The sequence below is a fragment of the Pseudomonas sp. NBRC 111131 genome (genome assembly GCF_001320525.1).
GTDB lineage: Bacteria > Pseudomonadota > Gammaproteobacteria > Pseudomonadales > Pseudomonadaceae > Aquipseudomonas > Aquipseudomonas ceruminis.
Genome location: NZ_BCBH01000046.1, coordinates 12413 through 36370, shown reverse-complemented (window position 1 = coordinate 36370; position 23958 = coordinate 12413). Strand labels below are relative to the sequence as shown.

Below are 23958 nucleotides of genomic sequence, written 5' to 3'. Positions count from 1 at the left end.
GCCGCCCTCTATATATATGCACTGGCCAGCGACAATACCCTGCTCGCCCTGCTGGCCGCACCCGCCGACCTGTTCGTGTTCGGCCTGGCCGCCTTCCTCTGTGCCCACCTGGCTTACCTGCGCGGCTCTTGCGGCATTACCCTGCGCCCCGCCCTGCCCGCACTGATATTGACGCAGAGCGGTGCGCGCAGCTTCGGAAGCTGTTACAACAGGAGTCTTTCGCATTTGTAAGTAGCTGGAGTGGCCAGATGAACTTTACAAGGCACAGAACAGCCAAATTACATAGCATCAGGTCAAATGATATTAATTATCATTCCGAAAATTGTAATTCGTTACCAGTCGCAAGAAACATAATTAACAAAACCGTACGCAATGCCCGAATATCAAGGCTTTCAGCCATTTACGAGTGCCTTTTGTTCTTAATCCTACGAATAAATTTGCGACAGAAATTTTACTTGCTACGGGTTTACCCATAAAATCAGCGCGATTGATTCAGCTGCGACATTTGGTCACTGCACCTGCGACACCGCGTCGCCGCTCTACTTATTTCAGACTGCAGAGCTGGGTCTCTGTATAAGGATCTCTAGCATGTCCGATTCGGCAGGACTCATCGCCCACAACTGGGGCTTTGCCATCTTCCTCCTGGGTGTCGTCGGCCTGTGTGCCTTCATGCTCGGCCTGTCCAGCCTGCTCGGTAGCAAGGCCTGGGGTCGCGCCAAGAACGAACCCTTCGAATCCGGCATGCTGCCCGTCGGCAGCGCCCGCCTGCGCCTGTCCGCCAAATTCTATCTGGTCGCGATGCTGTTCGTGATCTTCGATATCGAAGCCCTCTTTCTCTTTGCCTGGTCTGTGTCCGTCCGCGAAAGCGGCTGGACCGGATTCGTCGAAGCACTCGTTTTCATAGCAATTCTGTTGGCAGGTCTTGTCTACCTATGGCGCGTCGGGGCACTTGATTGGGCTCCCGAAGGTCGCCGCAAGCGGCAAGCGAAGCTGAAACAATGAGGCTTTGGCATGCAATACAATCTGACCAGAATCGATCCGGATGCACCCAACGAGCAGTACCCGGTCGGTGAACGGGAAACCGTCACCGATCAGCTGCTAGAGGACCAGGTCCACAAGAACATCTTCATGGGCAAACTTGAAGATGTGCTACGTGGCGCGGTCAACTGGGGTCGCAAGAACTCCCTCTGGCCGTACAACTTCGGCCTGTCCTGCTGCTACGTGGAAATGACCACGGCTTTCACGGCTCCCCACGACATCGCCCGCTTCGGCGCCGAAGTCATCCGGGCCTCGCCGCGTCAGGCCGACTTCATGGTCATTGCCGGTACCTGCTTCGTCAAAATGGCGCCGATCATTCAGCGCCTGTACGAGCAGATGCTCGAGCCCAAATGGGTCATCTCCATGGGCTCGTGCGCCAACTCCGGTGGCATGTACGACATCTACTCGGTCGTTCAGGGGGTCGACAAGTTCCTCCCCGTGGACGTCTATGTGCCCGGCTGCCCGCCACGCCCTGAGGCTTTCCTGCAAGGCTTGATGCTGCTGCAGGAGTCCATTGGCCAAGAACGACGCCCGCTTTCCTGGGTTGTTGGTGATCAAGGTATTTATCGTGCCGAGATGCCAGCCCAGAAAGACCTGCGTCGTGAGCAGCGCATTGCAGTAACCAATCTGCGCAGCCCCGACGAAGTCTGATCCAGCGACCTGCCGCCCGCTCCTCCGGAGCCGGCGGCCTGGCTTCATTCTTAACGTTGACCCAAAGCGACCGAGACCATGACAGCGGACAACGCTATTTTCATTCCGCCCTACAAGGCTGACGACCAGGATGTGGTCGTCGAACTGAACAACCGTTTTGGCGCCGAAGCATTCGTCGCCCAGGAAACCCGCACCGGCATGCCCGTGCTGTGGGTCAAGCGCGCCCAGCTCAAGGAGGTGCTCAGCTTCCTGCGCGGCGTCGCCAAACCGTACAGCATGCTGTATGACCTGCACGGCGTCGACGAGCGCCTGCGCACCCAGCGCCGTGGCCTGCCCGCCGCCGACTTCAGCGTCTTCTACCACCTGCTGTCGATCGAGCGTAACAGCGACGTAATGATCAAGGTGTCGCTCAGCGAAGGCGACCTGAATCTGCCGACCGTGACCGGCATCTGGCCAAACGCCAACTGGTACGAACGCGAAGTGTGGGACATGTTCGGCATCGATTTTGCCGGCCACCCTCACCTGAGCCGCATCATGATGCCGCCCACCTGGGAAGGTCACCCGCTGCGCAAGGACTACCCAGCCCGTGCTACCGAGTTCGACCCCTACAGCCTGACCCTGGCCAAGCAACAGCTTGAAGAGGAATCGGCGCGCTTCAACCCGGAAGCCTGGGGCATGAAGCGTCAGGGCGCCAACGAGGACTACATGTTCCTCAACCTCGGCCCCAACCACCCTTCGGCGCACGGTGCCTTCCGTATCGTGCTGCAACTGGACGGTGAAGAGATCGTCGACTGCGTACCGGACATCGGTTACCACCACCGTGGTGCCGAGAAGATGGCCGAACGTCAGTCCTGGCACAGCTTCATCCCCTACACCGACCGCATCGACTATCTCGGCGGGGTGATGAACAACCTGCCGTACGTACTGGCGGTGGAAAAGCTGGCGGGCATCCAGGTACCGCAGAAGGTCGACGTGATTCGCATCATGCTCGCCGAATTCTTCCGGATCACCAGCCACCTGCTGTTCCTGGGTACGTACATCCAGGACGTGGGCGCCATGACCCCGGTGTTCTTCACCTTCACCGACCGTCAGCGCGCCTACACCGTGATCGAAGCGATCACCGGTTTCCGCCTGCACCCGGCCTGGTACCGCATTGGTGGCGTCGCCCACGACCTGCCGCGCGGCTGGGACAAGCTGGTCAAGGACTTCGTCGAATGGCTGCCCAAGCGCCTCGACGAATACACCAAGGCCGCCCTGCAGAACAGCATCCTCAAGGGCCGTACCATCGGCGTTGCCGCGTACAACACCAAGGAAGCTCTGGAGTGGGGTACCACCGGCGCCGGCCTGCGTGCCACCGGTTGCGACTTCGACCTGCGTAAAGCCCGCCCCTACTCCGGCTACGAGAACTTCGAGTTCGAAGTGCCGCTGGCCCACAACGGCGATGCCTACGATCGCTGCATGGTCCGTGTCGAGGAGATGCGTCAGAGTATCCGCATCATCGACCAGTGCCTGCGCAACATGCCGGAAGGCCCGTACAAGGCGGACCACCCGCTGACCACGCCGCCACCGAAAGAGCGCACCCTGCAGCACATCGAGACCTTGATCACGCACTTCCTGCAAGTTTCGTGGGGCCCGGTCATGCCGGCCAACGAGTCGTTCCAGATGATTGAGGCGACCAAGGGCATCAACAGTTACTACCTGACGAGCGATGGCGGCACCATGAGCTACCGCACCCGGATTCGCACCCCGAGCTACCCGCACCTGCAGCAGATCCCTTCGGTGATCAAGGGCAGCATGGTCGCCGACCTCATTGCGTACCTGGGCAGTATCGACTTCGTTATGGCTGACGTGGACCGCTAAGCATGAACAGCACGCTTATCCAGACTGACCGTTTCGCCCTGAGCGAAACCGAGCGCTCGGCCATCGAGCACGAGATGCACCACTACGAGGACCCGCGCGCGGCGTCCATCGAAGCCTTGAAGATCGTCCAGAAAGAACGTGGCTGGGTACCGGACGGTGCCATTCACGCCATTGGCGAAGTGCTGGGCATTCCTGCCAGCGACGTCGAGGGCGTGGCCACCTTCTACAGCCAGATCTTCCGTCAGCCGGTCGGTCGCCACATCATCCGCGTATGCGACAGCATGGTCTGCTACATCGGTGGCCACGAGTCCGTGGTCAGCCAGATCCAGAGCGAGCTGGGCATCGGCCTGGGCCAGACCACTGCCGACGGGCGCTTCACCCTGCTGCCGGTCTGCTGCCTGGGCAATTGCGACAAGGCCCCGGCGCTGATGATCGACGACGACACCTTTGGCGACGTACAGCCTGCTGGCGTCTCCAAGCTGCTGGAGGGTTACGTATGACCATCACTTCCTTCGGCCCGGCCAACCGCATTGCGCGTTCGGCCGAAACCCATCCGCTGACCTGGCGCCTGCGTGACGACGGCGAGCCTGTCTGGCTCGACGAGTACCAGGCCAAGAACGGCTATGCCGCCGCCCGCAAGGCGCTGGCGCAGATGTCGCAGGACGACATCGTCCAGACCGTCAAGGACTCCGGCCTCAAGGGCCGCGGCGGTGCGGGCTTCCCCACGGGCGTGAAGTGGGGCCTGATGCCCAAAGACGAATCCATGAACATCCGCTACCTGCTGTGCAACGCGGACGAAATGGAACCGAACACCTGGAAGGACCGCATGCTGATGGAGCAACAGCCCCATCTGCTGGTCGAGGGCATGCTGATCAGTGCCCGCGCCCTGAAGGCCTACCGTGGCTACATCTTCCTGCGTGGCGAATACACCACCGCAGCGAAGCACCTCAACCGCGCCATCGACGAAGCCAAGGCCGCAGGCCTGCTGGGCAAGAACATCCTCGGTTCGGGCTTCGATTTCGAGCTGTTCGTGCACACCGGTGCCGGCCGCTACATCTGCGGTGAAGAAACCGCACTGATCAACTCGCTCGAAGGCCGCCGCGCCAACCCGCGCTCCAAGCCGCCCTTCCCTGCCGCCGTTGGCGTGTGGGGCAAGCCGACCTGCGTGAACAACGTCGAAACCCTGTGCAACGTGCCCGCCATCGTCGCCAACGGCAACGACTGGTACAAGTCGCTGGCCCGCGAAGGCAGCGAAGACCACGGCACCAAGCTGATGGGCTTCTCCGGCAAGGTGAAGAACCCGGGCCTGTGGGAATTGCCGTTTGGCGTGACCGCCCGTGAGTTGTTCGAGGACTATGCCGGCGGTATGCGTGACGGCTACAAGCTCAAGTGCTGGCAGCCAGGCGGTGCCGGTACCGGTTTCCTGCTGCCCGAGCACCTCGACGCGCAGATGTACGCCGGTGGCATCGCCAAGGTCGGCACCCGTATGGGCACGGGCCTGGCCATGGCGGTGGACGACAGCGTCAACATGGTATCGCTGCTGCGCAACATGGAAGAGTTCTTTGCCCGCGAGTCGTGCGGCTGGTGCACCCCATGCCGTGACGGCCTGCCATGGAGCGTGAAGATGCTGCGCGCACTGGAAAAAGGCCAGGGCCGCGCCGAAGACATCGAGACGCTGCTGGGCCTGGTCAACTTCCTCGGCCCGGGCCGTACCTTCTGTGCTCACGCGCCGGGTGCCGTCGAGCCATTGGGCAGTGCCATCAAATACTTCAGGTCCGAATTCGAGGCCGGTGTCGCGCCTGCAAGCGCTGGCGACACCCTGCGCCCGAATCTGGCCAAGCCGATTGTAGTCGGCGCATAAAAAGATAGACGACGGGTGGTCCGTGCCACCCGCCAGCCCGCAGGCCGGCCCGAACGACTCGAGGCCGGCCGCAGGCTCACCGATTTCCATTAGCCACGCCCGCTCACGCGGGCCAACGAAGAACTTTGAACAATGGCCACTATCCACGTAGACGGCAAAGCGCTCGAAGTCAACGGTGCAGACAACCTGTTACAGGCCTGTCTGTCACTCGGCCTCGATATCCCTTATTTCTGCTGGCACCCGGCGCTTGGTAGCGTTGGTGCCTGCCGGCAGTGTGCGGTCAAGCAGTACACCGACGAGAACGACACCCGCGGTCGTATCGTCATGTCCTGCATGACCCCAGCCTCCGACGGCACCTGGATCTCCATCGACGATGACGAGTCCAAGGCGTTCCGCGCCAGCGTCGTCGAATGGCTGATGACCAACCACCCGCACGACTGCCCGGTCTGCGAGGAAGGCGGTCACTGCCACCTGCAGGACATGACGGTAATGACCGGCCACAACGAGCGCCGCTACCGTTTCACCAAGCGTACCCACCAGAACCAGGACCTTGGCCCGTTCATCGCACACGAGATGAACCGTTGCATCGCCTGCTACCGTTGCGTGCGCTACTACAAGGACTACGCTGGCGGCACCGACCTGGGCGTCTATGGCGCCCACGACAACGTGTACTTTGGGCGCGTTGAAGATGGCGTGCTGGAAAGCGAGTTCTCCGGCAACCTGACCGAGGTCTGCCCGACTGGCGTATTCACCGACAAGACCCACTCCGAGCGCTACAACCGCAAGTGGGACATGCAGTTCGCCCCAAGCATCTGCCACGGCTGCTCCAGCGGCTGCAACATCAGCCCGGGCGAGCGCTACGGCGAGCTGCGTCGGATCGAGAACCGCTTCAACGGCTCGGTCAACCAGTACTTCCTGTGCGACCGCGGCCGCTTCGGCTATGGCTACGTCAACCGCACCGACCGCCCACGCCAGCCGTTGCTGGCCGATGGCACCAAGCTGGGCCTGGATGCCGCCCTGGACAAGGCCGCCGACCTGCTGCGTGGCCGCACCATCGTCGGTATCGGCTCGCCTCGCGCCAGCCTCGAAAGCAACTACGGCCTGCGTGAACTGGTCGGTGCCGACTACTTCTACTGCGGTATGGAAGCCGGTGAACTGGCCCGCGTGCGCCTGGCCCTGCACGTGCTGAACAACAGCCCGCTGCCAGTGCCAACCCTGCGTGACATCGAAGATCACGACGCAGTGTTCGTGCTGGGTGAAGACCTGACCCAGACTGCCGCCCGCGTTGCCCTGGCCGTGCGCCAGGCCACCAAAGGCAAGGCCGAAGCCATGGCCGAGGCCATGAAAGTGCAGCCTTGGCTCGATGCAGCCGTGAAAAACATCGGCCAGCACGCGCTGTACCCGCTGTTCATCGCCAGCCTGGCCGAAACCAAGCTCGATGATGTGGCCGAAGAGTGCGTACACGCGGCCCCGGCAGACCTGGCCCGCATCGGTTTCGCCGTGGCCCACGCCATCGACCCGAGCGCCCCTGCCGTTGCTGGCCTGGACGACGAGGCCAAGGCCCTGGCCCAGCGCATCGCCGATGCCCTGGTCGCCGCCAAGCGCCCGCTGGTAATCGCCGGTACCTCCCTGGCCGACCCAGCCCTGATCGAAGCCGCCGCCAACATCGCCAAGGCCCTGAAGTTGCGCGAGAAAGATGGTTCGCTGAGCCTGGTAGTGCCTGAGGCCAACAGTCTGGGTCTGGCCATGCTTGGTGGTGAATCGGTGGATGCCGCGCTGGACGCGGTCATCAGCGGCAAGGCCGACGCCATCGTCGTGCTGGAGAACGACCTGTACGCCCGCGTACCGGCCGCCAAGGTGGACGCTGCTCTGGCCGCGGCCAAGGTGGTGATCGTTGCCGACCATTCCAAGACCCCGACGCTCGACCGCGCCCACCTGGTGCTGCCAGCAGCTTCGTTCGCCGAAGGCGACGGCACCCTGGTCAGCCAGGAAGGCCGTGCCCAGCGCTTCTTCCAGGTGTTTGACCCGCAGTACCTGGACAGCAGCATCCTGGTTCACGAAGGCTGGCGCTGGATGCATGCCCTGCGTGCCACGTTGCTGAACAAGCCGGTCGACTGGACCCAGCTGGACCACGTCACCAGCGCCTGCGCCGAAGCCGCGCCGCAACTGGCCGGCATCGTCAATGCCGCACCAAGCGCCGCATTCCGTATCAAGGGCATGAAGCTGGCCCGTGAGCCGCTGCGTTACTCTGGCCGTACCGCGATGCGCGCCAACATCAGCGTGCACGAACCACGCACCCCGCAAGACAAGGACACCGCGTTCGCCTTCTCCATGGAAGGCTACTCGGGGTCGGCCGAGCCGCGCCAGCAGGTGCCGTTCGCCTGGTCGCCGGGCTGGAACTCGCCGCAAGCCTGGAACAAGTTCCAGGACGAGGTCGGTGGTCACCTGCGTGCCGGTGACCCGGGTGTTCGCTTGATCGAATCGCAAGGCGACCGTCTGAACTGGTTCAACGCCATTCCGGGCGCCTTCAACCCGGCCCGTGGCACCTGGACCGCAGTACCGTTCTTCCACCTGTTCGGCAGCGAAGAAAGCTCCTCGCGCGCCGCGCCGGTTCAGGAACGCATTCCTGCCGCCTACGTGGCATTGGCCAAGTCCGAGGCTGACCGCCTGGGCGTCAACGACGGCGCGCTGTTGAGCCTGAACGTCGCTGGCGTGTCCCTGCGCCTGCCACTGCGCATCAATGAAGAGCTGGGCGCTGGCCTGGTCGCGTTGCCGAAAGGCCTGGCCGGTATCCCACCTGCCATCTTCGGTGCATCCGTCGAAGGTCTGCAGGAGGCAGCACAATGAGCTGGTTCACCCCCGAAGTGATCGATGTGATCCTCACCGTGATCCGGGCCATCGTGGTCCTGCTCGCGGTGGTGGTGTGCGGCGCGCTGCTCAGCTTCGTCGAGCGCCGCCTGCTGGGCTGGTGGCAGGACCGCTACGGTCCGAACCGTGTCGGCCCGTTCGGCATGTTCCAGATCGCCGCCGACATGCTGAAGATGTTCTTCAAGGAAGACTGGAATCCACCCTTCGTCGACCGCGTGATCTTCACCCTGGCACCGGTAGTGGCCATGAGCGCCCTGCTGATCGCCTTCGTGGTCATCCCGATCACCCCGACCTGGGGCGTTGCCGACCTGAACATCGGCCTGCTGTTCTTCTTCGCCATGGCCGGTCTCTCGGTCTATGCCGTGCTCTTCGCCGGCTGGTCGTCGAACAACAAGTACGCCCTGCTGGGCAGCTTGCGAGCCTCGGCCCAGACCGTGTCGTACGAAGTGTTCCTGGGCCTGGCGCTGATGGGCGTGGTGGTGCAGGTGGGCTCGTTCAACATGCGCGACATCGTTGAATACCAGGCCCAGAACCTGTGGTTCATCATTCCGCAGTTCTTCGGCTTCTGCACCTTCTTCATCGCTGGCGTCGCCGTGACCCACCGTCACCCGTTCGACCAGCCGGAAGCGGAGCAGGAACTGGCCGACGGCTACCACATCGAGTATGCCGGCATGAAGTGGGGCATGTTCTTCGTCGGTGAGTACATCGGCATCATCCTCATCTCGGCGCTGCTGGTGACCCTGTTCTTCGGCGGCTGGCACGGCCCGTTCGGCATCCTGCCGCAACTGTCGTTCCTGTGGTTCGCGCTGAAAACCGCGTTCTTCATCATGCTGTTCATCCTGCTGCGCGCTTCGATCCCGCGCCCGCGCTATGACCAGGTGATGGACTTCAGCTGGAAGTTCTGCCTGCCGCTGACCCTGATCAATTTGCTGGTGACCGCTGCGATCGTGCTTTACAACACGCCAGCCGTCGCGGCCCAGTGAGGATTTGACCCATGTTCAAGTATATCGGCGACATCGTTAAGGGTACCGGCACTCAGCTGCGCAGCCTGGCAATGGTGTTTTCCCACGGGTTCCGCAAGCGCGACACCCTGCAGTACCCCGAAGAGCCCGTGTACCTGCCGCCGCGCTACCGCGGCCGTATCGTCCTCACCCGCGACCCCGATGGCGAGGAGCGCTGCGTAGCGTGCAACCTCTGCGCGGTGGCCTGCCCGGTCGGCTGCATCTCGCTGCAGAAGGCCGAGACCGAAGACGGCCGCTGGTACCCGGAGTTCTTCCGCATCAACTTCTCGCGCTGCATCTTCTGCGGCCTGTGCGAGGAAGCGTGCCCGACCACCGCGATCCAGCTGACTCCGGATTTCGAAATGGCCGAGTTCAAGCGTCAGGACCTGGTGTACGAGAAGGAAGATCTGTTGATCTCCGGCCCCGGCAAGAACCCTGACTACAACTTCTACCGTGTTGCGGGTATGGCGATCGCTGGCAAGCCGAAAGGCGCTGCTCAGAACGAAGCCGAGCCGATCAACGTGAAGAGCTTGCTCCCATAAGGACAGAAAGATGGAATTCGCTTTCTACTTCGCATCCGGGATCGCCGTGGTCTCCACCCTTCGAGTGGTGACCGGCACCAACCCTGTGCACGCCCTGCTCTACCTGATCATTTCGCTGATTTCCGTGGCAATGATCTTCTTCGCTCTGGGTGCGCCGTTCGCCGGCGCCCTGGAAGTGATCGCCTACGCCGGCGCAATCATGGTGCTGTTCGTCTTCGTGGTAATGATGCTCAACCTCGGGCCGGCCTCGGTCGCTCAGGAACGGGGTTGGCTCAAGCCCGGCATCTGGGCCGGGCCGGTGCTGCTGGCCGCCCTGCTGCTGCTGGAGCTGCTGTACGTGCTGTTCGTCGCCCCGAGCGGCGCGGCCATCAGCGGTACCACCGTGGACGCCAAGGCCGTGGGCATCAGCCTGTTCGGCCCCTACCTGCTGGTGGTCGAACTGGCCTCGATGCTGCTGCTCGCTGCAGCCGTCACCGCCTTCCACCTGGGCCGCAACGAGGCGAAGGAGTAAATCATGGGTGCTATCCCTCTTGAACACGGTCTGGCGGTCGCCGGCATCCTGTTCTGCTTAGGTCTGGTTGGCCTGATGGTCCGCCGCAACATCCTCTTCGTGCTCATGAGCCTGGAAGTCATGATGAACGCCTCTGCCCTGGCGTTCATCGTCGCCGGTGCCCGTTGGGTCCAGCCCGACGGCCAGGTGATGTTCATTCTGGTGATCAGCCTGGCAGCCGCCGAGGCCAGCATTGGCCTGGCGATCCTGCTGCAGCTGTATCGCCGCTTCCACACTCTCGACATCGATGCTGCCAGTGAGATGCGCGGATGAACCTTCTCTTCCTGACTTTCGTCTTCCCCCTGATCGGCTTCCTGCTGCTGTCGTTCTCGCGCGGGCGGTTCTCGGAGAACCTGTCCGCCCTGATCGGCGTGGGCTCTGTCGGCCTCTCGGCTGCGGTCGCCGCCTATGTCATCTGGCAATTCAACGTTGCACCGCCTGAAGGTGGCGCATACAGCCAGCTGTTGTGGCAGTGGATGTCGGTGGACGGCTTCGCGCCGAACTTCACCCTCTACCTGGACGGCCTTTCGGTCACCATGCTCGGCGTGGTCACCTGTGTCGGCTTCCTGATCCACCTGTTCGCGTCCTGGTACATGCGTGGCGAAGCCGGCTACTCGCGCTTCTTCTCGTACACCAACCTGTTCATCGCCAGCATGCTGTTCCTGATCCTGGGCGACAACCTGCTGTTCATCTACTTCGGCTGGGAAGGCGTGGGCCTGTGCTCCTATCTGTTGATCGGTTTCTACTACAGCAACCGCAACAACGGTAACGCAGCACTCAAGGCATTCATCGTCACCCGTATCGGCGACGTGTTCATGGCCATCGGCCTGTTCATCCTGTTCGCCCAGCTGGGTACCTTGAACGTGCAGGAACTGCTGGTGCTGGCACCGCAGAAATTCCAGGCAGGCGACACCTGGATGGTCCTGGCCACCCTGATGCTGCTCGGTGGTGCGGTTGGCAAGTCGGCCCAGCTGCCGCTGCAGACCTGGCTGGCCGATGCGATGGCTGGCCCGACCCCGGTTTCGGCACTGATCCACGCGGCGACCATGGTCACCGCAGGTGTGTACCTGATTGCCCGTACCAACGGCCTGTTCCTGCTGGCGCCGGACATCCTGCACCTGGTGGGTGTGGTTGGCGGCGTGACCCTGGTACTGGCCGGCTTCGCCGCCCTGGTTCAGACCGACATCAAGCGTATCCTCGCCTACTCAACCATGAGCCAGATCGGCTACATGTTCCTGGCCCTGGGCGTCGGTGCCTGGGACGCGGCGATCTTCCACCTGATGACCCACGCCTTCTTCAAGGCCCTGCTGTTCCTTGCTTCGGGTGCGGTGATCGTGGCCTGCCATCACGAGCAGAACATCTTCAAGATGGGCGGCCTGTGGAAGAAACTGCCACTGGCCTATGCCAGCTTCGTGGTCGGTGGCGCCGCCCTGGCGGCCTTGCCGATCCTGACCGTGGGCTTCTACTCCAAGGACGAGATCCTCTGGGAAGCCTTCGCCAGCGGCAACACCGGCCTGCTGTATGCTGGCCTGGTCGGTGCCTTCATGACCTCGCTCTACACCTTCCGCCTGATCTTCATCGCCTTCCACGGCGAAGCCAAGACCGAAGCCCATGCCGGCCACGGCATCAGCCACTGGCTGCCACTGGGCGTGCTGATCGTGCTGTCGACCTTCATCGGCGCCTGGATCCACCCGCCACTGGCAGGCGTGCTGCCTGAAAGCGCCGGCCATGCCGGTGGCGAGGCCAAGCACTCGCTGGAAATCGCCTCTGGCGCCATCGCCGTGGCCGGTATCCTGCTGTCGGCCCTGCTGTTCCTGGGCAAGCGCCGCTTCGTCAGCGCCATCGCCAACAGCAGTATCGGCCGTGTCCTGTCGGCCTGGTGGTTCGCCGCCTGGGGCTTCGACTGGATCTACGACAAGCTCTTCGTCAAACCTTACCTGCTGATCAGCCATCTCCTGCGCAAGGACCCGGTTGACCGCAGCATCGGCCTGATTCCTCGGATGGCGCGTGGCGGCCACGTCGCCATGAGCAAGACCGAGACCGGCCAGCTGCGCTGGTACACCGCCTCTATCGCCGTGGGCGCCGTGCTGGTACTCGGTGCTGTGGTAGTGGCTGCGGTATGACTATGAATCTTGCGACTTTGCCAAAGGAAACCAACCCGTCATGATTTTGCCTTGGCTGATCCTGATCCCCTTCATCGGCGGCTTCCTGTGCTGGCTGGGTGAGCGCTTCGGCGCCACCCTGCCGCGCTGGATCGCGCTGCTGACCATGTCCCTGCTGCTCGGAATCGGCCTATGGCTGTGGGGCACCGGCGACTACACCCTGGCACCTGCACCAGGCGTTGAGCCTGCTTGGGCACTCGAATACAAGGTCGAGTGGATCAAGCGTTTCGGCATCAGCATCCACCTGGCTCTCGACGGCCTGTCGTTGCTGATGATCCTGCTCACCGGCCTGCTCGGTGTGCTCTCGGTGCTGTGCTCCTGGAAAGAAATCCAGCGCCACGTCGGCTTCTTCCACCTCAACCTGATGTGGATCCTCGGTGGCGTGGTCGGTGTGTTCCTGGCCCTGGACCTGTTCCTGTTCTTCTTCTTCTGGGAAATGATGCTGGTGCCGATGTATTTCCTCATCGCGCTCTGGGGTCACAGCTCCGCAGATGGCAAGAAGACCCGGATCTACGCCGCGACCAAGTTCTTCATCTTCACTCAGGCCAGCGGCCTGATCATGCTGGTGGCGATCCTTGGCTTGGTGCTGGTCAACTACAACACCACCGGCGTGCTCACCTTCAACTACAGCGACTTGCTCAAGGCCGAACTGCCGGCCGGTGTCGAATACGTGCTGATGCTGGGCTTCTTCATCGCCTTCGCGGTCAAACTGCCGGTCGTGCCGTTCCACTCCTGGCTGCCTGATGCCCACGCCCAGGCCCCCACCGCAGGCTCGGTGGACCTTGCCGGTATCTTGCTGAAGACTGCGGCCTACGGCCTGCTGCGCTTCGCCCTGCCGCTGTTCCCGAATGCCTCGGCCGAGTTCGCGCCGATCGCCATGACCCTGGGCCTGATCGGTATCTTCTACGGTGCGTTCCTGGCCTTCGCGCAAACCGACATCAAGCGTCTGATTGCGTTCTCCAGCGTCTCGCACATGGGCTTCGTGCTGATCGGCATCTACTCCGGCAGCCAACAGGCCCTGCAAGGTGCCGTGATCCAGATGCTGGCCCACGGTCTGTCAGCCGCCGCGCTGTTCATCCTGTCCGGCCAGTTGTATGAGCGCCTGCATACCCGTGACATGCGCCAGATGGGCGGCCTGTGGCACCGTATCGCCTACCTGCCCGCCATCAGCCTGTTCTTCGCCGCCGCCTCCCTGGGCCTGCCAGGTACCGGTAACTTCGTCGGCGAGTTCCTGATCCTGATCGGCAGCTTCGCCAGCGTGCCATGGATCACCGTGATCGCCACCACCGGCCTGGTGTTCGGTTCGGTCTACTCGCTGATCATGATCCACCGTGCCTACTTCGGCCCGAGCAAGGCTGACACCGTGCTGGCCGGCATGGACGGTCGCGAGCTGGTCATGGTCCTGGGCCTGGCGGTGCTGCTGATCCTGCTGGGCGTGTATCCGCAGCCGTTCCTCGACACCTCTGCCGCCACCATGAGTGGTGTGCAGCAGTGGCTCGGTTCCGCTTTCACTCAACTCGCTTCGGCCCGGTAAGAGCGCTATGGAATTCACCACTCAACACTTCATCGCATTGGCGCCGATGCTGATCACCACCATCACCACGGTGGTGGTGATGCTGGCGATCGCCTGGAAGCGCAACCACTCGCAAACCTTCCTGCTGTCCACCGTGGGCCTGAACCTGGCCTTGCTGTCGATCCTGCCAGCGCTGAAGGTTGCGCCACTGGCGGTCACCCCGCTGATCACCATCGACAAGTTCGCCTGCCTGTACATGGCGATCATCCTGGTGGCGACGCTGGCCTGCGTTACCCTCGCCCACGCCTACCTCGGCGAAGGGTCCAAGGGTTTCCCGGGCAACCGTGAAGAACTGTATCTGCTGCTGCTGATGTCGGCCCTTGGTGGCCTGGTCCTGGTCAGTGCCAACCACCTGGCCGGCCTGTTCATCGGCCTGGAGCTGCTGTCGGTACCGGTCTACGGGCTGGTGGCGTACGCATTCTTCAACAAGCGATCGCTGGAAGCCGGCATCAAGTACATGGTGCTGTCGGCTGCGGGTTCGGCCTTCCTGCTGTTCGGCATGGCACTGCTTTACGCCGACGCCGGCAGCCTGAGCTTCGACCAGATCGGTAAAGCCCTGGCTACCACCAGCATGCCAAGCCTGGTCGCCCAACTGGGCCTGGGCATGATGCTGGTCGGCCTGGCCTTCAAGCTGTCGCTGGTACCGTTCCACCTGTGGACCCCGGACGTATACGAAGGCGCGCCAGCGCCAGTCGCCGCCTTCCTGGCCACCGCCAGCAAGGTTGCAGTGTTCGCCGTGGTGGTGCGCCTGTTCATGCTCTCCCCTGCTGCCAGCAGCGGCGTGCTGAGCACCGTACTGGCCGTGATCGCGGTCGCCTCGATCCTGATCGGTAACCTGCTGGCACTGACCCAGAGCAACCTCAAGCGTCTGCTCGGTTACTCGTCCATCGCCCACTTCGGCTACCTGGTGATCGCGCTGGTCGCCAGCAAGGGCCTGGCGCTGGAAGCGATGGGCGTGTACCTGGTCACCTACGTGATCACCAGCCTGGGCGCCTTCGGTGTCATCACCCTGATGTCCTCGCCTTACGGCGGCCGTGATGCCGACGCGCTGTACGAGTACCGCGGCCTGTTCTGGCGCCGTCCGTACCTGACCGCAGTACTGACCGTGATGATGCTGTCGCTGGCGGGCATCCCGCTGACCGCCGGTTTCATCGGCAAGTTCTACATCATCGCCACCGGCGTCGAGTCGCACCTGTGGTGGCTGGTCGGCGCCCTGGTGATCGGTAGCGCCATCGGTGTTTACTACTACCTGCGCGTCATGGTCACCCTGTACCTGGTCGAGCCGAACCTGCGTCGCCACGACGCCCCGCTGAAGTGGGAACAGCGCACCGGTGGTGTCATGCTGCTGGCCATCGCCATCCTCGCCTTCGTCCTGGGTGTGTACCCGCAGCCGCTGCTGGAACTGGTCCAGCAAGCGGGTCTGCAACTGATCGGCTGATCAGGCCTGCAACAACAAACACCCCGCTCATGCGGGGTGTTTTTTTATCTGCGCCGGATCGCAGGCCGCAGACGCTATCTCTCTTGGGATGCACCTGAAGGGCTGTCAGTGCGCTGAAGTGCCGTCTTGCGCAGTTCATTGCTGGCCGATGGCAAATGCACGTGGGGGTTGGGCATGCCGCTGGGTGATAACTCATGGGTCATTTCAAACTCGGCCCTCACCGACCAGCCACAGGCCTCGGTGGTGCATTGTAAATAGGCCACCCTCAGGAAAATATGACGCCCTTCGCTGGTCCGTATGCGCATACGGCTGTTGCAATGAGGGCAGACCAGTTTATAAGTACTCACACTAAGTACCTGCAAACGCTCAACAACGGGATACGCTGTAAGAATGATCGACCACTGGTGTCAGTATTGACTACGGTACCGGAAAGGCTTTTCATCAAGCTGCTGTTCATGCCAATAAAGTTCCTCAAATTGCAGGGCTAATATTCATATCAAGTAGTTTAAGCCCAGAGAATGCCATTAAACCAGCCATGGATATTCAACATGAGTAGCCACTTGTTCGCGTCGGTGCTCGCACGCCTCAAGTTATTGACCGGGTCGGACACCGACGTCCAGTTGGCCAGAGCCCTTGGGATAAGTCCGCAGACGCTGAGCAGCTGGAAGATACGCAACAGTGTGCCGTACTCATTATGCGTAGACATGGCTCGTCAACATGCCTGCTCCCTGGATTGGCTGCTATTGGGTGAGCGTGCAGAGCGTGACAGTCAGCCAGGCGATGGCTTGGAAGGCGACATTCTCCAGCGCCTGCGCAGCCTTTCGCTTGCCGACCGCCAGGCCACGCTGCTGTACATCAAGGACAAACAGCGGATCCAGGAGCTGCAACAGCGCCTGGACGAGCTTTGCGAACGGTTTCCCATGGCAACTCAAGGCTAGTTGCGACGACGCCAGCGCTGGAGGATTTCACGCACGTCCACCGAGTCCAGCCAGACCATCACCTTGAGGCTGATGGGGATTACCACGACCGCCGCCACAAAGGCGGCCATGCCCCGCGAGAGCATCGGCGCCAAGGTTTGTAACAGAGGCTCGAACAGGTAACCGACCCCCAGGGTCAGAAACACCAGCAACACCTGCTTGCCGAAGGAGAGCCGCTTGCGCGAAACGATGATCAGCCGGTCGCGCGCGGCACTGACCAACAGTGCCCCCAGCAACGCACCGAACAGGACTCGCCCATCACTGCCCAGCCACTCGGTAATACCGGGCGCATTACTGCCAATCAGATCGACTTCAGTCATGGGCGCCTCTCATTGCTCAACGAGCATGCCGTAGCGAATCGCCTTGATCACGGCAGCAACCCGCGTTGAGACATCGAACTTCCGCAGGATGTTGGCCACATGAAAGTTCACCGTCGACTCTTTGCACTGCAGGATCTGGCCGATTTCCCACGAGCTCTTGCCATAGGCACACCACAGTAGTACCTGCTGCTCGCGAGGTGTCAGATATACAGGCGTATAGGGGCTGTCTTCCATCGGTCGCGTGTTGGCTTTCATCATCGAACTCCACAAGTCATCGCCATGTTTCGGCAACCGCTGCAGCTGCCGTGGTAGAACCCAACCTTACGAAGGCAGGCCTGCACACTCCACCGATGAGGCTTGTAAATCGGCGTCCTACACAAACGTCCTCAAATGGCTGCATACGATTAACCGGAATTCCGCGTGCTCTGGCCGCCATTTCGCACGTCACAACCCCGTTGCCTGTCGTCTTTCGTCTGGAGTTGTACGATGCGTCCCGTTTTGCCCCTCTCGTCTTGCCTTGGCCTCCTGGCCCTTTTCACTGTTGGCCAGCAAGCCACGGCGGCCGCTGCGATCGAACTGGGGCAAGTGCTGATCAGCGACGAGGAACGAAGCGAACTGGAAGATGCCCGTGATCGGCTCAATGCGGTGCCTGGCGCCAGCAATCTGGTTGACATGCAGCGCGTTGGCCAGGGCCGGGTCGCCAGCAACCAGGATGTGCTGGCCTACCAGCCAGGGGTGTTTGCCCAGTCGGCGGGTAACGACGGCATCAAGCTGTCGATCCGTGGTTCGGGCATCAACCGAGCGCCGGGAGCCCATGGCTCTGGGGTCTACACGATGTTCGACGGCCTGCCCTTGACCGGCCCAGGCGGTACTCCCTATGAGTTGTTCGAACCGCTGTGGTTGAGCCGCGCCGAAGTACTGCGCGGGGCCAATGGGTTCGACCAGGGCGCACTGGCGCTGGGGGGAGCGATCAACTATGTCACCCACACCGGCTACGATGCGGCGCCGTTGCAGGTACGCTACGAAGTCGGCAGCCGCGGCTATCAGCATCGGCACATCAGTTCGGGCCAGGTGCTGGGCAACCTCGACTATTACATCGCCCTGACCGACACCGAATACGACGGCTACCAGCAGCACAGCAGCGGCAGCGCCAAGGGCATTGCCGCCAACGTCGGCTATCGGTTCAACCCCAATCTTGAGACACGCTTCTACCTGCGCTATCGGGAAACTGAAAACGACCTGGCCGGGCGCCTGACCAAACAGCAGATCAAGCACGACCCTCGAGCCGCCAATGCGGCTTACCTGGCGCGCGACGACAGCCGTCCGCAACCGGGCAGCACCTGGGTAGGCAACAAGACCACCTTCTACCTTGACGACGATGCCCGCCTGGAAGCGGGGCTGGTCTATCACGACTACCCGATGGACCTGCGCGAAGGCCCGATGCGGCTGAAGGTCGCCTACACCGATGTAAGCGGAACATTGAACTATCTGCGCCGCGATACCCTGTTCGGCCGTGAAAGCAGGACCACCTTGGGCTGGCGCACCACCAAGCACCTGCCCAACAGTGGTGCCTCACAGTTCGCCCGTGACCGTGACGTGACCGGGGCACGCAGCCGCGACTTCAGTTACCAGGGGTCGGACAGCGTGCTGCACCTTGGCAATGACCTGGAACTGATCCCAGACCTGTGGCTGACCACAGGCCTGGCAATGATCTACACCCGCCGCGAAAGTGACGTCACCTACCCTGCCACAGGCGGCAGGGTCAGCCAGCATGATTGGGACTATGCTCCGCGCCTGGGGCTGCGCTACGACATCAGCCCGCAGTTGCAGGTCTATGGCAACCTGAGCCGGTCCGTCGAGCCGCCGCACCCATGGGCGCTGCTCTGGAGCTCCACGGTGGCCACCCAACCGATCAAGATGCAGAACCAGACCGCTACCACCCTGGAGCTTGGCGCACGCGGCGACTCGACGCTCGGGCACTGGGACCTGGCCTGGTATTACGCGCAGGTACGCCATGAACTGCTGGCGGTCGAGATCGTGCCGGGAGCCCTACCCAAGGAGTTCAACGCCAGCCCCACCGTGCACCAGGGGGTTGAAGCGGCGCTTGAAAGCACGCTCTGGGAGCGCCCAGGCACGGGTAAGCTGAGCGTGCGCCAGGCCTATACCTTCAGTGATTTCCACTACCGGGACGATGACAGGTTCGACGACAACCGGTTGCCGGGCATCCCAATGCACTATTACCAGGCCGAAGTGCGCTTCGACTGGCCTGGAGGATTCTACGCCGGGGTCAATACGCAGATGGCCTCGAAGGTACAGATTGACTACGCCAACAGTGAGCATGCCGACGCCTACGCGCTGCTCGGCGCGCGCCTGGGCTGGGACTCACCGAAACAGGACTGGCAGACCTGGCTGGACCTGCGCAACCTGACCAACAAGCGCTACGCGGCCACGGTGACCCCAGGCTATGACGATGGCGGGCAGGACATCGCCCGCTCGACGCCTGGCGAAGGGTTCGGTGTTTATGCAGGCGTTTCATACAGCTTGCGCTAGCGCGATTGGGCGGCATGCCGGTCCTTACTGGGGCAACTGCACCTGCGGCTTGGTCGCCGCAAAGATAGCCCAGCTGGACATGAACAATGCCGCAATCAATGGCCCGATGACAAAACCGTTGAGCCCGAATACCGCCAGCCCACCCAACGTGGAGACGAGAATCAGGTAGTCGGGCATTCGCGTATCCTTGCCCACCAGGATAGGCCTCAGCACGTTGTCCACCAGGCCAATGACCAGTACCCCAAAGGCGGTCAGGATCACCCCCTGCAAGATCGCCCCGGTCAGCAGAAAATACGCCGCTACCGGGGCCCAGATGATACCGGCGCCAACGGCTGGCAATAACGAAAGAAACGCCATCATCACCGCCCAGACCAAGGCACTGGGAATATCCAGCACCCAGAAGATGAAACCACCCAGCGCGCCTTGGGTGATGGCCACCAGTACGTTGCCTTTGACCGTGGCCCTTACCACGCGGTTGAACTTCAGTTGCAGCCGCCGCTTCTGGTGCTCTGGCAGCGGCACCGCCAGGCGTACGCGCCGCGCCACCTCAGCGCCCTCGCGCAGAAAGAAGAACAACAAGTACACCATGATGCCGAAGCTCACCACGAACTCGAATGTTCCCTGGCCGAAACTGAATGCCTGGCTGGCTAGCACCTGGCTACCCTGGCTGGCCCACTTGGTGATCTTGTCGCGCAGGCTGTCCAGGTTGCCTATGCCCATCCCGTCCAGGCCGTGCTGCACGAACTGCGGTAACAGGTCGAAACCGTGCTCCACGTAACCTGCAATATCCAACTGCCCGCTTTCTATGCGCTTGTACAGCGTCGCGCCCTCCTGCACCAGCAAGGCACTGGTAATGATCACCGGCAGCACGGCCACCAATAGGCAGATCAGCAAGGTGGTGGCCGCGGCAAGATTGCGGCGCCTGCCAAAACGCATCACCAGGTTGCGCTGCAGGGGCGCGAAAAGAATGGCAAGAATCACCGCCCAGAAAATGGCCCCATAGTACGGCAGCAGGATCCAGCCGAAGGCTAGGGTCACCAAGCCCAGCAGCACTGCCAGGGCTTTGTTCTGTAAGGCGGTTTGGTTCATGTGCACTCCTCGCGTGTCATGGATATTAGTGCATGCCACAACCGGAAAAGTGCCCTGACCTGTGATTCACCTCAAAACGGTCAGCCTAACCAGGCGGGGTAAGCACTGTCGGTATGGCCTTGCGTTGCCGCCGCGACGCACCCCGCCAAGCTGGCGAAATGCACGGGACGCCCAACCAGGCCCGGTGCGTAGTGGGCAAATTTCGCAGAGTTGGTCATCACGGTTTTGGCGGCTGGGGGGATCACTGGCTCCGCGAGCATGCACCAGCAGGTATCGTTCACGATCTGCGCACCAAAACGCTCAATCTGCGCTACATAACCGGCTTTGATTGCCTGTTCGTAAACCGAACGGCCGCACGTGATGACCAGTGCCGTGGACGATGCCTTCTGCAGGCCTTTGCACAACGCAGCCAAGGCTTGGAACTCCGTGAGCGAGAAATGGGGATTGCCCAGCGAAACGATGTCCACGTTCGCTGAGCGGGCACTGTTGAGGCGCTTCCAGCTGGCCATGAGGTCGGTGGGGGTTATGGACAGCGTTTCGAGGCTTACCCCTGGTGCCAGGGCCTGTTCAGGCACCAGCGCTTCAGGCGTGACGCCCGCGATGTGGAAAAGCGGTGCCCCTGAGGTGGTGCCGAAGGCAGCTGAAAAGGCCTTGAGGTGGTCCAGGGTTGGAGCCGCGTTTTCCAGACCGAACACGATCGGGATTCGCTTACCGGCAAGCAAGCCGACGTGGTAGCCAAGCAGTGGATAGAACGCATCATCAACCTGGCTCGGCATGGCCACGTCGATACGTAGCTGAGCCCTTCTGTTTGCGTCCAGGTGGCACCCGGACAGCGGTGCGCGGCCACAGATCGCAATGCAGATGTCCAAGTAGTCTGGATACTTCAACGTCCGCGCCGCCAGAACACTGTTGGCATAGACCACAGCGTTGGACTCGGCCCACACGATCTGCTCTCCCGCCTTTGGCGCGGTGTCTAGCAGGTAGGGGGCGCACGTGTAGCTCAAGCGTGCCCCCATTGCCATGTAGGCACTGCCCAATGCGCTGGCAGGCTCGCCGAATTGTGGGTCGACACCCAGGTCGCGCCAACGGCGCTGGTCGACTGAAATCGAGTTCAAGGTGGTAGGCACGACGACCTGGGCGCCCCACGCGACCAACTGCTCAGCGAAGCGAAGGCTGGCGGGGCCGGTGTAGATGCAGCCATCGATATGTGCCTGGGTGACATCAATCAGTGCCTTGGCCCCCTGCAACTCAGCCATGCGCAACACCACCTGCATCGCCACCTGGGCCGCCTTGCCTCGCACACCCTCAAGCAGTCTGCGATCTTGCTCAGTCAAGATGACCGGGCTTTGTGTAAAGTCCGAGACAGGCGTGGGCTTGGCGGGGATGAAATCACCCGCCAGGGCGTGCACCGATGCTTGCACGCCCTGATCGCTCACCCGGGCATAGCGGCAATCGCTCAGCGCGGCAAACGCCTCCTTGCCGATACTGATCACCGGCAGTGAGCGGTCATAGATCATTTCGGCCAACAACACACCAAGGGTCAGGATTTCATCGACTTCAGCAAGGATCAATGCTGCAGGTGCATGGCCGGAGCTGATCAACTCCATCATGACGCTGCTTCCGGTGCACGAGCCTCGACCCGAAGGAATGGCCAGCACCCGCCCCGCCAGATACTGGCCTGCAAGGGGGTGATGCTGGTCAATCACCTCCCCTGTGCATGAGTTGACCCCACCCCAGAAGCTGAGCCCCACGTCCGCAAACAGCAGCTCGCCCTGCGCTGCTCCGCCAACCAAGCTACGGCCGCTATGGTTTTTCACCTCATCCATCATCGCTAACCTCGGTGTTCGATTCTTCAAGCGTGGCGACCCTGTGGGCCGCCGTCACCTTTTAGTTTTTCTGGGAGCTGACAGGCTGCACAGTGAACGAGCGGTTCATTTTGTACAGGGTACTGGTCGGCATGAACCATTGGACTGAGGCGTACGATGCTACAGCGGTTAGCAGATATTGGGGCGTACCCGATTGCGTGTGTTGTCCTAAAAATTGATACCCCCGAGCAGCGCCATGCCTGCCTTGATTCAAATCAATATCGCCAACGCTGCCATGGCTTAGCATCCGCGCCTTTTGCCCCGGTGCGCCTATGACCCTTCCCGCCAAGCCCGAACTGCTGGCCCCTGCCGGTACCCTCAAGACCATGCGCTACGCATTCGCCTACGGTGCCGATGCGGTCTACGCAGGCCAGCCACGCTACAGTTTGCGCGTGCGTAACAACGCCTTCGATCACGCAAACCTGGCGTTGGGCATCGAGCAGGCGCATGCACTGGGCAAGCGCTTCTACGTGGTGGTCAACATCGCCCCGCACAATGCCAAGCTAAAGACCTTTCTCAAGGACCTGGCTCCTGTGGTCGCGATGGCGCCCGACGCCCTGATCATGTCCGACCCCGGCCTGATCATGCTGGTGCGCCAGCACTTCCCGCACATGCCGGTACACCTGTCGGTGCAGGCCAATACCGTCAACTGGGCGAGTGTGCAGTTCTGGCAGCAACTGGGCCTGAGCCGGGTGATCCTGTCACGCGAGCTGTCGCTGGAAGAAATCGAGGAGATCCGCCAGCAGGTGCCGGGCATGGAACTCGAAGTGTTCGTCCACGGTGCCCTGTGCATGGCCTATTCCGGGCGCTGCCTGTTATCGGGCTACCTCAACAAGCGCGATGCCAACCAGGGTGCCTGCACCAACGCCTGCCGCTGGAAGTACGAGGCCACACCGGCGACCGAAAACATTGCTGGCGAAATCGTGCGTGAAGTCGAGCCGACGCTGGGCCTGGGTGCACCAACCGAGCACGTGTTCCTGCTGCAAGAGAGCAACCGCCCGGGTACCGAAATGCCGGCCTTCGAGGATGAGCACGGTACCTACATCATGAACGCCAAGGATTTGCGCGCCATCCAGCACGTCGAGCGCCTGGCAGCCATGGGCGTGCATTCGCTGAAAATCGAGGGCCGTACCAAGTCGCACTTCTACTGCGCTCGCGCCGTACAGTCCTACCGCCAGGCCATCGACGACGCTGCGGCGGGGCGGCCCTTCGACATGACCCTGATGGGCAACCTCGAGTCGCTGGCTCAACGGGGCTATACCGAAGGTTTCCTGCGCCGTCATGTGCACGACGAATACCAGAACTACCTGCGCGGCAATTCTCTGTCAGAACGCCAGCAGTTCGTGGGCGAACTCACCGGCGTACGTGTGAACGGCCTGGCCGAGGTCAAGGTGAAGAATCGCTTCGCAATAGGGGACCACCTGGAGCTGATGACCCCGCGCGGCAACTATCACTTCGACCTGCACCGTTTGTGCAACGGCCAACAGCAGGCCATCGACGTGGCGCCCGGCGACGGCCACACCGTGTATTTGCCGATTCCAGAGCAGGTCGCGCTGGAGTATGGTTTGCTGATGCGCGATCTGGACCCTGACGAGCAGGCTACCTGACAAGGT

21 protein-coding genes and 1 pseudogene are annotated in these 23958 nt (G+C 62.0%); 17 read left to right on the top strand and 5 right to left on the bottom strand.

Features of this window, described 5'->3' with window-relative positions:
• The 14 genes and pseudogenes from APH34_RS26085 to nuoN all read left to right on the top strand — a co-directional run.
• Positions 1-174, top strand: a pseudogene (locus tag APH34_RS26085) (lysoplasmalogenase); the annotation flags it as partial.
• A 414-nt stretch (positions 175-588) separates the two neighbouring features.
• Complete coding sequence (locus APH34_RS26080; RefSeq protein WP_003251427.1) at positions 589-1002, top strand: NADH-quinone oxidoreductase subunit A; 414 nt, start codon at positions 589-591, stop codon at positions 1000-1002.
• Between the two features lie 9 nt (positions 1003-1011).
• Positions 1012-1689, top strand: a complete 678-nt coding sequence (locus APH34_RS26075; protein ID WP_003251429.1) for an NADH-quinone oxidoreductase subunit B family protein — start codon at positions 1012-1014, stop codon at positions 1687-1689.
• Positions 1690-1767: 78 nt separating this feature from the next.
• Positions 1768-3549 (top strand): NADH-quinone oxidoreductase subunit C/D, encoded by a 1782-nt coding sequence (gene nuoC / locus APH34_RS26070; protein ID WP_054903550.1) that lies wholly within the window; start codon positions 1768-1770, stop codon positions 3547-3549.
• A gap of 2 nt (positions 3550-3551) precedes the next feature.
• Positions 3552-4049 carry an NADH-quinone oxidoreductase subunit NuoE gene (nuoE, locus tag APH34_RS26065; RefSeq protein WP_003251433.1) on the top strand — a complete coding sequence of 166 codons (498 nt, stop codon included), beginning with the start codon at positions 3552-3554 and terminating at the stop codon, positions 4047-4049.
• Entirely contained in the window at positions 4046-5410 is a 1365-nt protein-coding gene (gene nuoF / locus APH34_RS26060) for an NADH-quinone oxidoreductase subunit NuoF (protein WP_054903549.1), read from the top strand. Before nuoE ends, nuoF begins: the two co-directional genes overlap by 4 nt.
• A gap of 132 nt (positions 5411-5542) precedes the next feature.
• Positions 5543-8257, top strand: coding sequence for an NADH-quinone oxidoreductase subunit NuoG (nuoG, locus tag APH34_RS26055; protein WP_054903548.1), 2715 nt, complete (start codon positions 5543-5545; stop codon positions 8255-8257).
• Positions 8254-9261 (top strand): NADH-quinone oxidoreductase subunit NuoH, encoded by a 1008-nt coding sequence (gene nuoH, locus APH34_RS26050; protein ID WP_016391389.1) that lies wholly within the window; start codon positions 8254-8256, stop codon positions 9259-9261. Before nuoG ends, nuoH begins: the two co-directional genes overlap by 4 nt.
• 11 nt (positions 9262-9272) lie before the next feature.
• Complete coding sequence (nuoI, locus tag APH34_RS26045; protein WP_016488223.1) at positions 9273-9821, top strand: NADH-quinone oxidoreductase subunit NuoI; 549 nt, start codon at positions 9273-9275, stop codon at positions 9819-9821.
• Between the two features lie 10 nt (positions 9822-9831).
• Complete coding sequence (gene nuoJ, locus APH34_RS26040; protein ID WP_054903547.1) at positions 9832-10332, top strand: NADH-quinone oxidoreductase subunit J; 501 nt, start codon at positions 9832-9834, stop codon at positions 10330-10332.
• Positions 10333-10335: 3 nt separating this feature from the next.
• Positions 10336-10644: an NADH-quinone oxidoreductase subunit NuoK gene (gene nuoK / locus APH34_RS26035; protein WP_008096201.1), complete on the top strand. Its 309-nt coding sequence runs from the start codon at positions 10336-10338 to the stop codon at positions 10642-10644.
• The gene (gene nuoL / locus APH34_RS26030) at positions 10641-12494 is read left to right on the top strand and encodes an NADH-quinone oxidoreductase subunit L (protein ID WP_054903546.1); all 1854 of its coding nucleotides are present in this window, start codon (positions 10641-10643) and stop codon (positions 12492-12494) included. The genes nuoK and nuoL overlap by 4 nt, the downstream gene beginning before the upstream one ends.
• Positions 12495-12534: 40 nt before the next feature.
• Positions 12535-14067, top strand: a complete 1533-nt coding sequence (gene nuoM, locus APH34_RS26025; protein ID WP_054903545.1) for an NADH-quinone oxidoreductase subunit M — start codon at positions 12535-12537, stop codon at positions 14065-14067.
• Between the two features lie 7 nt (positions 14068-14074).
• On the top strand, positions 14075-15544 hold the full coding sequence (gene nuoN, locus APH34_RS26020; protein ID WP_012273301.1) for an NADH-quinone oxidoreductase subunit NuoN: 1470 nt from the start codon (positions 14075-14077) through the stop codon (positions 15542-15544).
• A gap of 74 nt (positions 15545-15618) precedes the next feature.
• Here nuoN and APH34_RS29010 read toward each other — a convergent pair whose 3' ends face one another.
• Positions 15619-15891, bottom strand: a complete 273-nt coding sequence (locus APH34_RS29010; protein WP_082422893.1) for an ogr/Delta-like zinc finger family protein — start codon at positions 15889-15891, stop codon at positions 15619-15621.
• Between the two features lie 201 nt (positions 15892-16092).
• On the opposite strand from APH34_RS29010, the gene APH34_RS26010 reads away from it, so the two are divergent.
• A complete protein-coding gene (locus tag APH34_RS26010; RefSeq protein ID WP_054903543.1) occupies positions 16093-16482 on the top strand; it encodes a helix-turn-helix domain-containing protein in 390 nt (129 codons plus the stop codon).
• Here the strand turns inward: APH34_RS26010 and APH34_RS26005 are convergent.
• Together APH34_RS26005 and APH34_RS26000 are read right to left on the bottom strand one after the other, a co-directional pair.
• Entirely contained in the window at positions 16479-16841 is a 363-nt protein-coding gene (locus APH34_RS26005) for a hypothetical protein (RefSeq protein WP_054903542.1), read from the bottom strand. The two genes, APH34_RS26010 and APH34_RS26005, sit on opposite strands and share 4 nt — an antisense overlap.
• Before the next feature lie 9 nt (positions 16842-16850).
• Positions 16851-17096, bottom strand: a complete 246-nt coding sequence (locus tag APH34_RS26000; RefSeq protein WP_054903541.1) for a helix-turn-helix transcriptional regulator — start codon at positions 17094-17096, stop codon at positions 16851-16853.
• 231 nt (positions 17097-17327) lie between these two features.
• Between APH34_RS26000 and APH34_RS25995 the strand changes: the two genes are divergently transcribed.
• Entirely contained in the window at positions 17328-19391 is a 2064-nt protein-coding gene (locus APH34_RS25995; RefSeq protein WP_054903540.1) for a TonB-dependent receptor domain-containing protein, read from the top strand.
• A gap of 24 nt (positions 19392-19415) precedes the next feature.
• Here the strand turns inward: APH34_RS25995 and APH34_RS25990 are convergent, their stop codons facing one another.
• Positions 19416-20480 (bottom strand): AI-2E family transporter, encoded by a 1065-nt coding sequence (locus APH34_RS25990; protein ID WP_054903539.1) that lies wholly within the window; start codon positions 20478-20480, stop codon positions 19416-19418.
• A gap of 80 nt (positions 20481-20560) precedes the next feature.
• Entirely contained in the window at positions 20561-22306 is a 1746-nt protein-coding gene (locus tag APH34_RS25985) for an aconitase X (RefSeq protein ID WP_054903552.1), read from the bottom strand.
• Positions 22307-22617: 311 nt separating this feature from the next.
• Here APH34_RS25985 and yegQ point away from each other — a divergent pair, with 311 nt between their 5' ends.
• Complete coding sequence (gene yegQ, locus APH34_RS25980; RefSeq protein ID WP_054903538.1) at positions 22618-23952, top strand: tRNA 5-hydroxyuridine modification protein YegQ; 1335 nt, start codon at positions 22618-22620, stop codon at positions 23950-23952.
• Positions 23953-23958: the final 6 nt, after the last annotated feature.

Bases quoted from the DNA above. Each gene is read 5' to 3' on its own strand.
- APH34_RS26080 (WP_003251427.1), top strand. From the start codon at position 589: ATGTCCGATTCGGCAGGACTCATCGCCCACAACTGGGGCTTTGCCATC.
- APH34_RS26075 (WP_003251429.1), top strand. From the start codon at position 1,012: ATGCAATACAATCTGACCAGAATCGATCCGGATGCACCCAACGAGCAG.
- nuoC (WP_054903550.1), top strand. From the start codon at position 1,768: ATGACAGCGGACAACGCTATTTTCATTCCGCCCTACAAGGCTGACGAC.
- nuoE (WP_003251433.1), top strand. From the start codon at position 3,552: ATGAACAGCACGCTTATCCAGACTGACCGTTTCGCCCTGAGCGAAACC.
- nuoF (WP_054903549.1), top strand. From the start codon at position 4,046: ATGACCATCACTTCCTTCGGCCCGGCCAACCGCATTGCGCGTTCGGCC.
- nuoG (WP_054903548.1), top strand. From the start codon at position 5,543: ATGGCCACTATCCACGTAGACGGCAAAGCGCTCGAAGTCAACGGTGCA.
- nuoH (WP_016391389.1), top strand. From the start codon at position 8,254: ATGAGCTGGTTCACCCCCGAAGTGATCGATGTGATCCTCACCGTGATC.
- nuoI (WP_016488223.1), top strand. From the start codon at position 9,273: ATGTTCAAGTATATCGGCGACATCGTTAAGGGTACCGGCACTCAGCTG.
- nuoJ (WP_054903547.1), top strand. From the start codon at position 9,832: ATGGAATTCGCTTTCTACTTCGCATCCGGGATCGCCGTGGTCTCCACC.
- nuoK (WP_008096201.1), top strand. From the start codon at position 10,336: ATGGGTGCTATCCCTCTTGAACACGGTCTGGCGGTCGCCGGCATCCTG.
- nuoL (WP_054903546.1), top strand. From the start codon at position 10,641: ATGAACCTTCTCTTCCTGACTTTCGTCTTCCCCCTGATCGGCTTCCTG.
- nuoM (WP_054903545.1), top strand. From the start codon at position 12,535: ATGATTTTGCCTTGGCTGATCCTGATCCCCTTCATCGGCGGCTTCCTG.
- nuoN (WP_012273301.1), top strand. From the start codon at position 14,075: ATGGAATTCACCACTCAACACTTCATCGCATTGGCGCCGATGCTGATC.
- APH34_RS26010 (WP_054903543.1), top strand. From the start codon at position 16,093: ATGAGTAGCCACTTGTTCGCGTCGGTGCTCGCACGCCTCAAGTTATTG.
- APH34_RS26005 (WP_054903542.1), bottom strand. From the start codon at position 16,841: ATGACTGAAGTCGATCTGATTGGCAGTAATGCGCCCGGTATTACCGAG.
- APH34_RS26000 (WP_054903541.1), bottom strand. From the start codon at position 17,096: ATGAAAGCCAACACGCGACCGATGGAAGACAGCCCCTATACGCCTGTA.
- APH34_RS25995 (WP_054903540.1), top strand. From the start codon at position 17,328: ATGCGTCCCGTTTTGCCCCTCTCGTCTTGCCTTGGCCTCCTGGCCCTT.
- APH34_RS25990 (WP_054903539.1), bottom strand. From the start codon at position 20,480: ATGAACCAAACCGCCTTACAGAACAAAGCCCTGGCAGTGCTGCTGGGC.
- APH34_RS25985 (WP_054903552.1), bottom strand. From the start codon at position 22,306: ATGGATGAGGTGAAAAACCATAGCGGCCGTAGCTTGGTTGGCGGAGCA.
- yegQ (WP_054903538.1), top strand. From the start codon at position 22,618: ATGACCCTTCCCGCCAAGCCCGAACTGCTGGCCCCTGCCGGTACCCTC.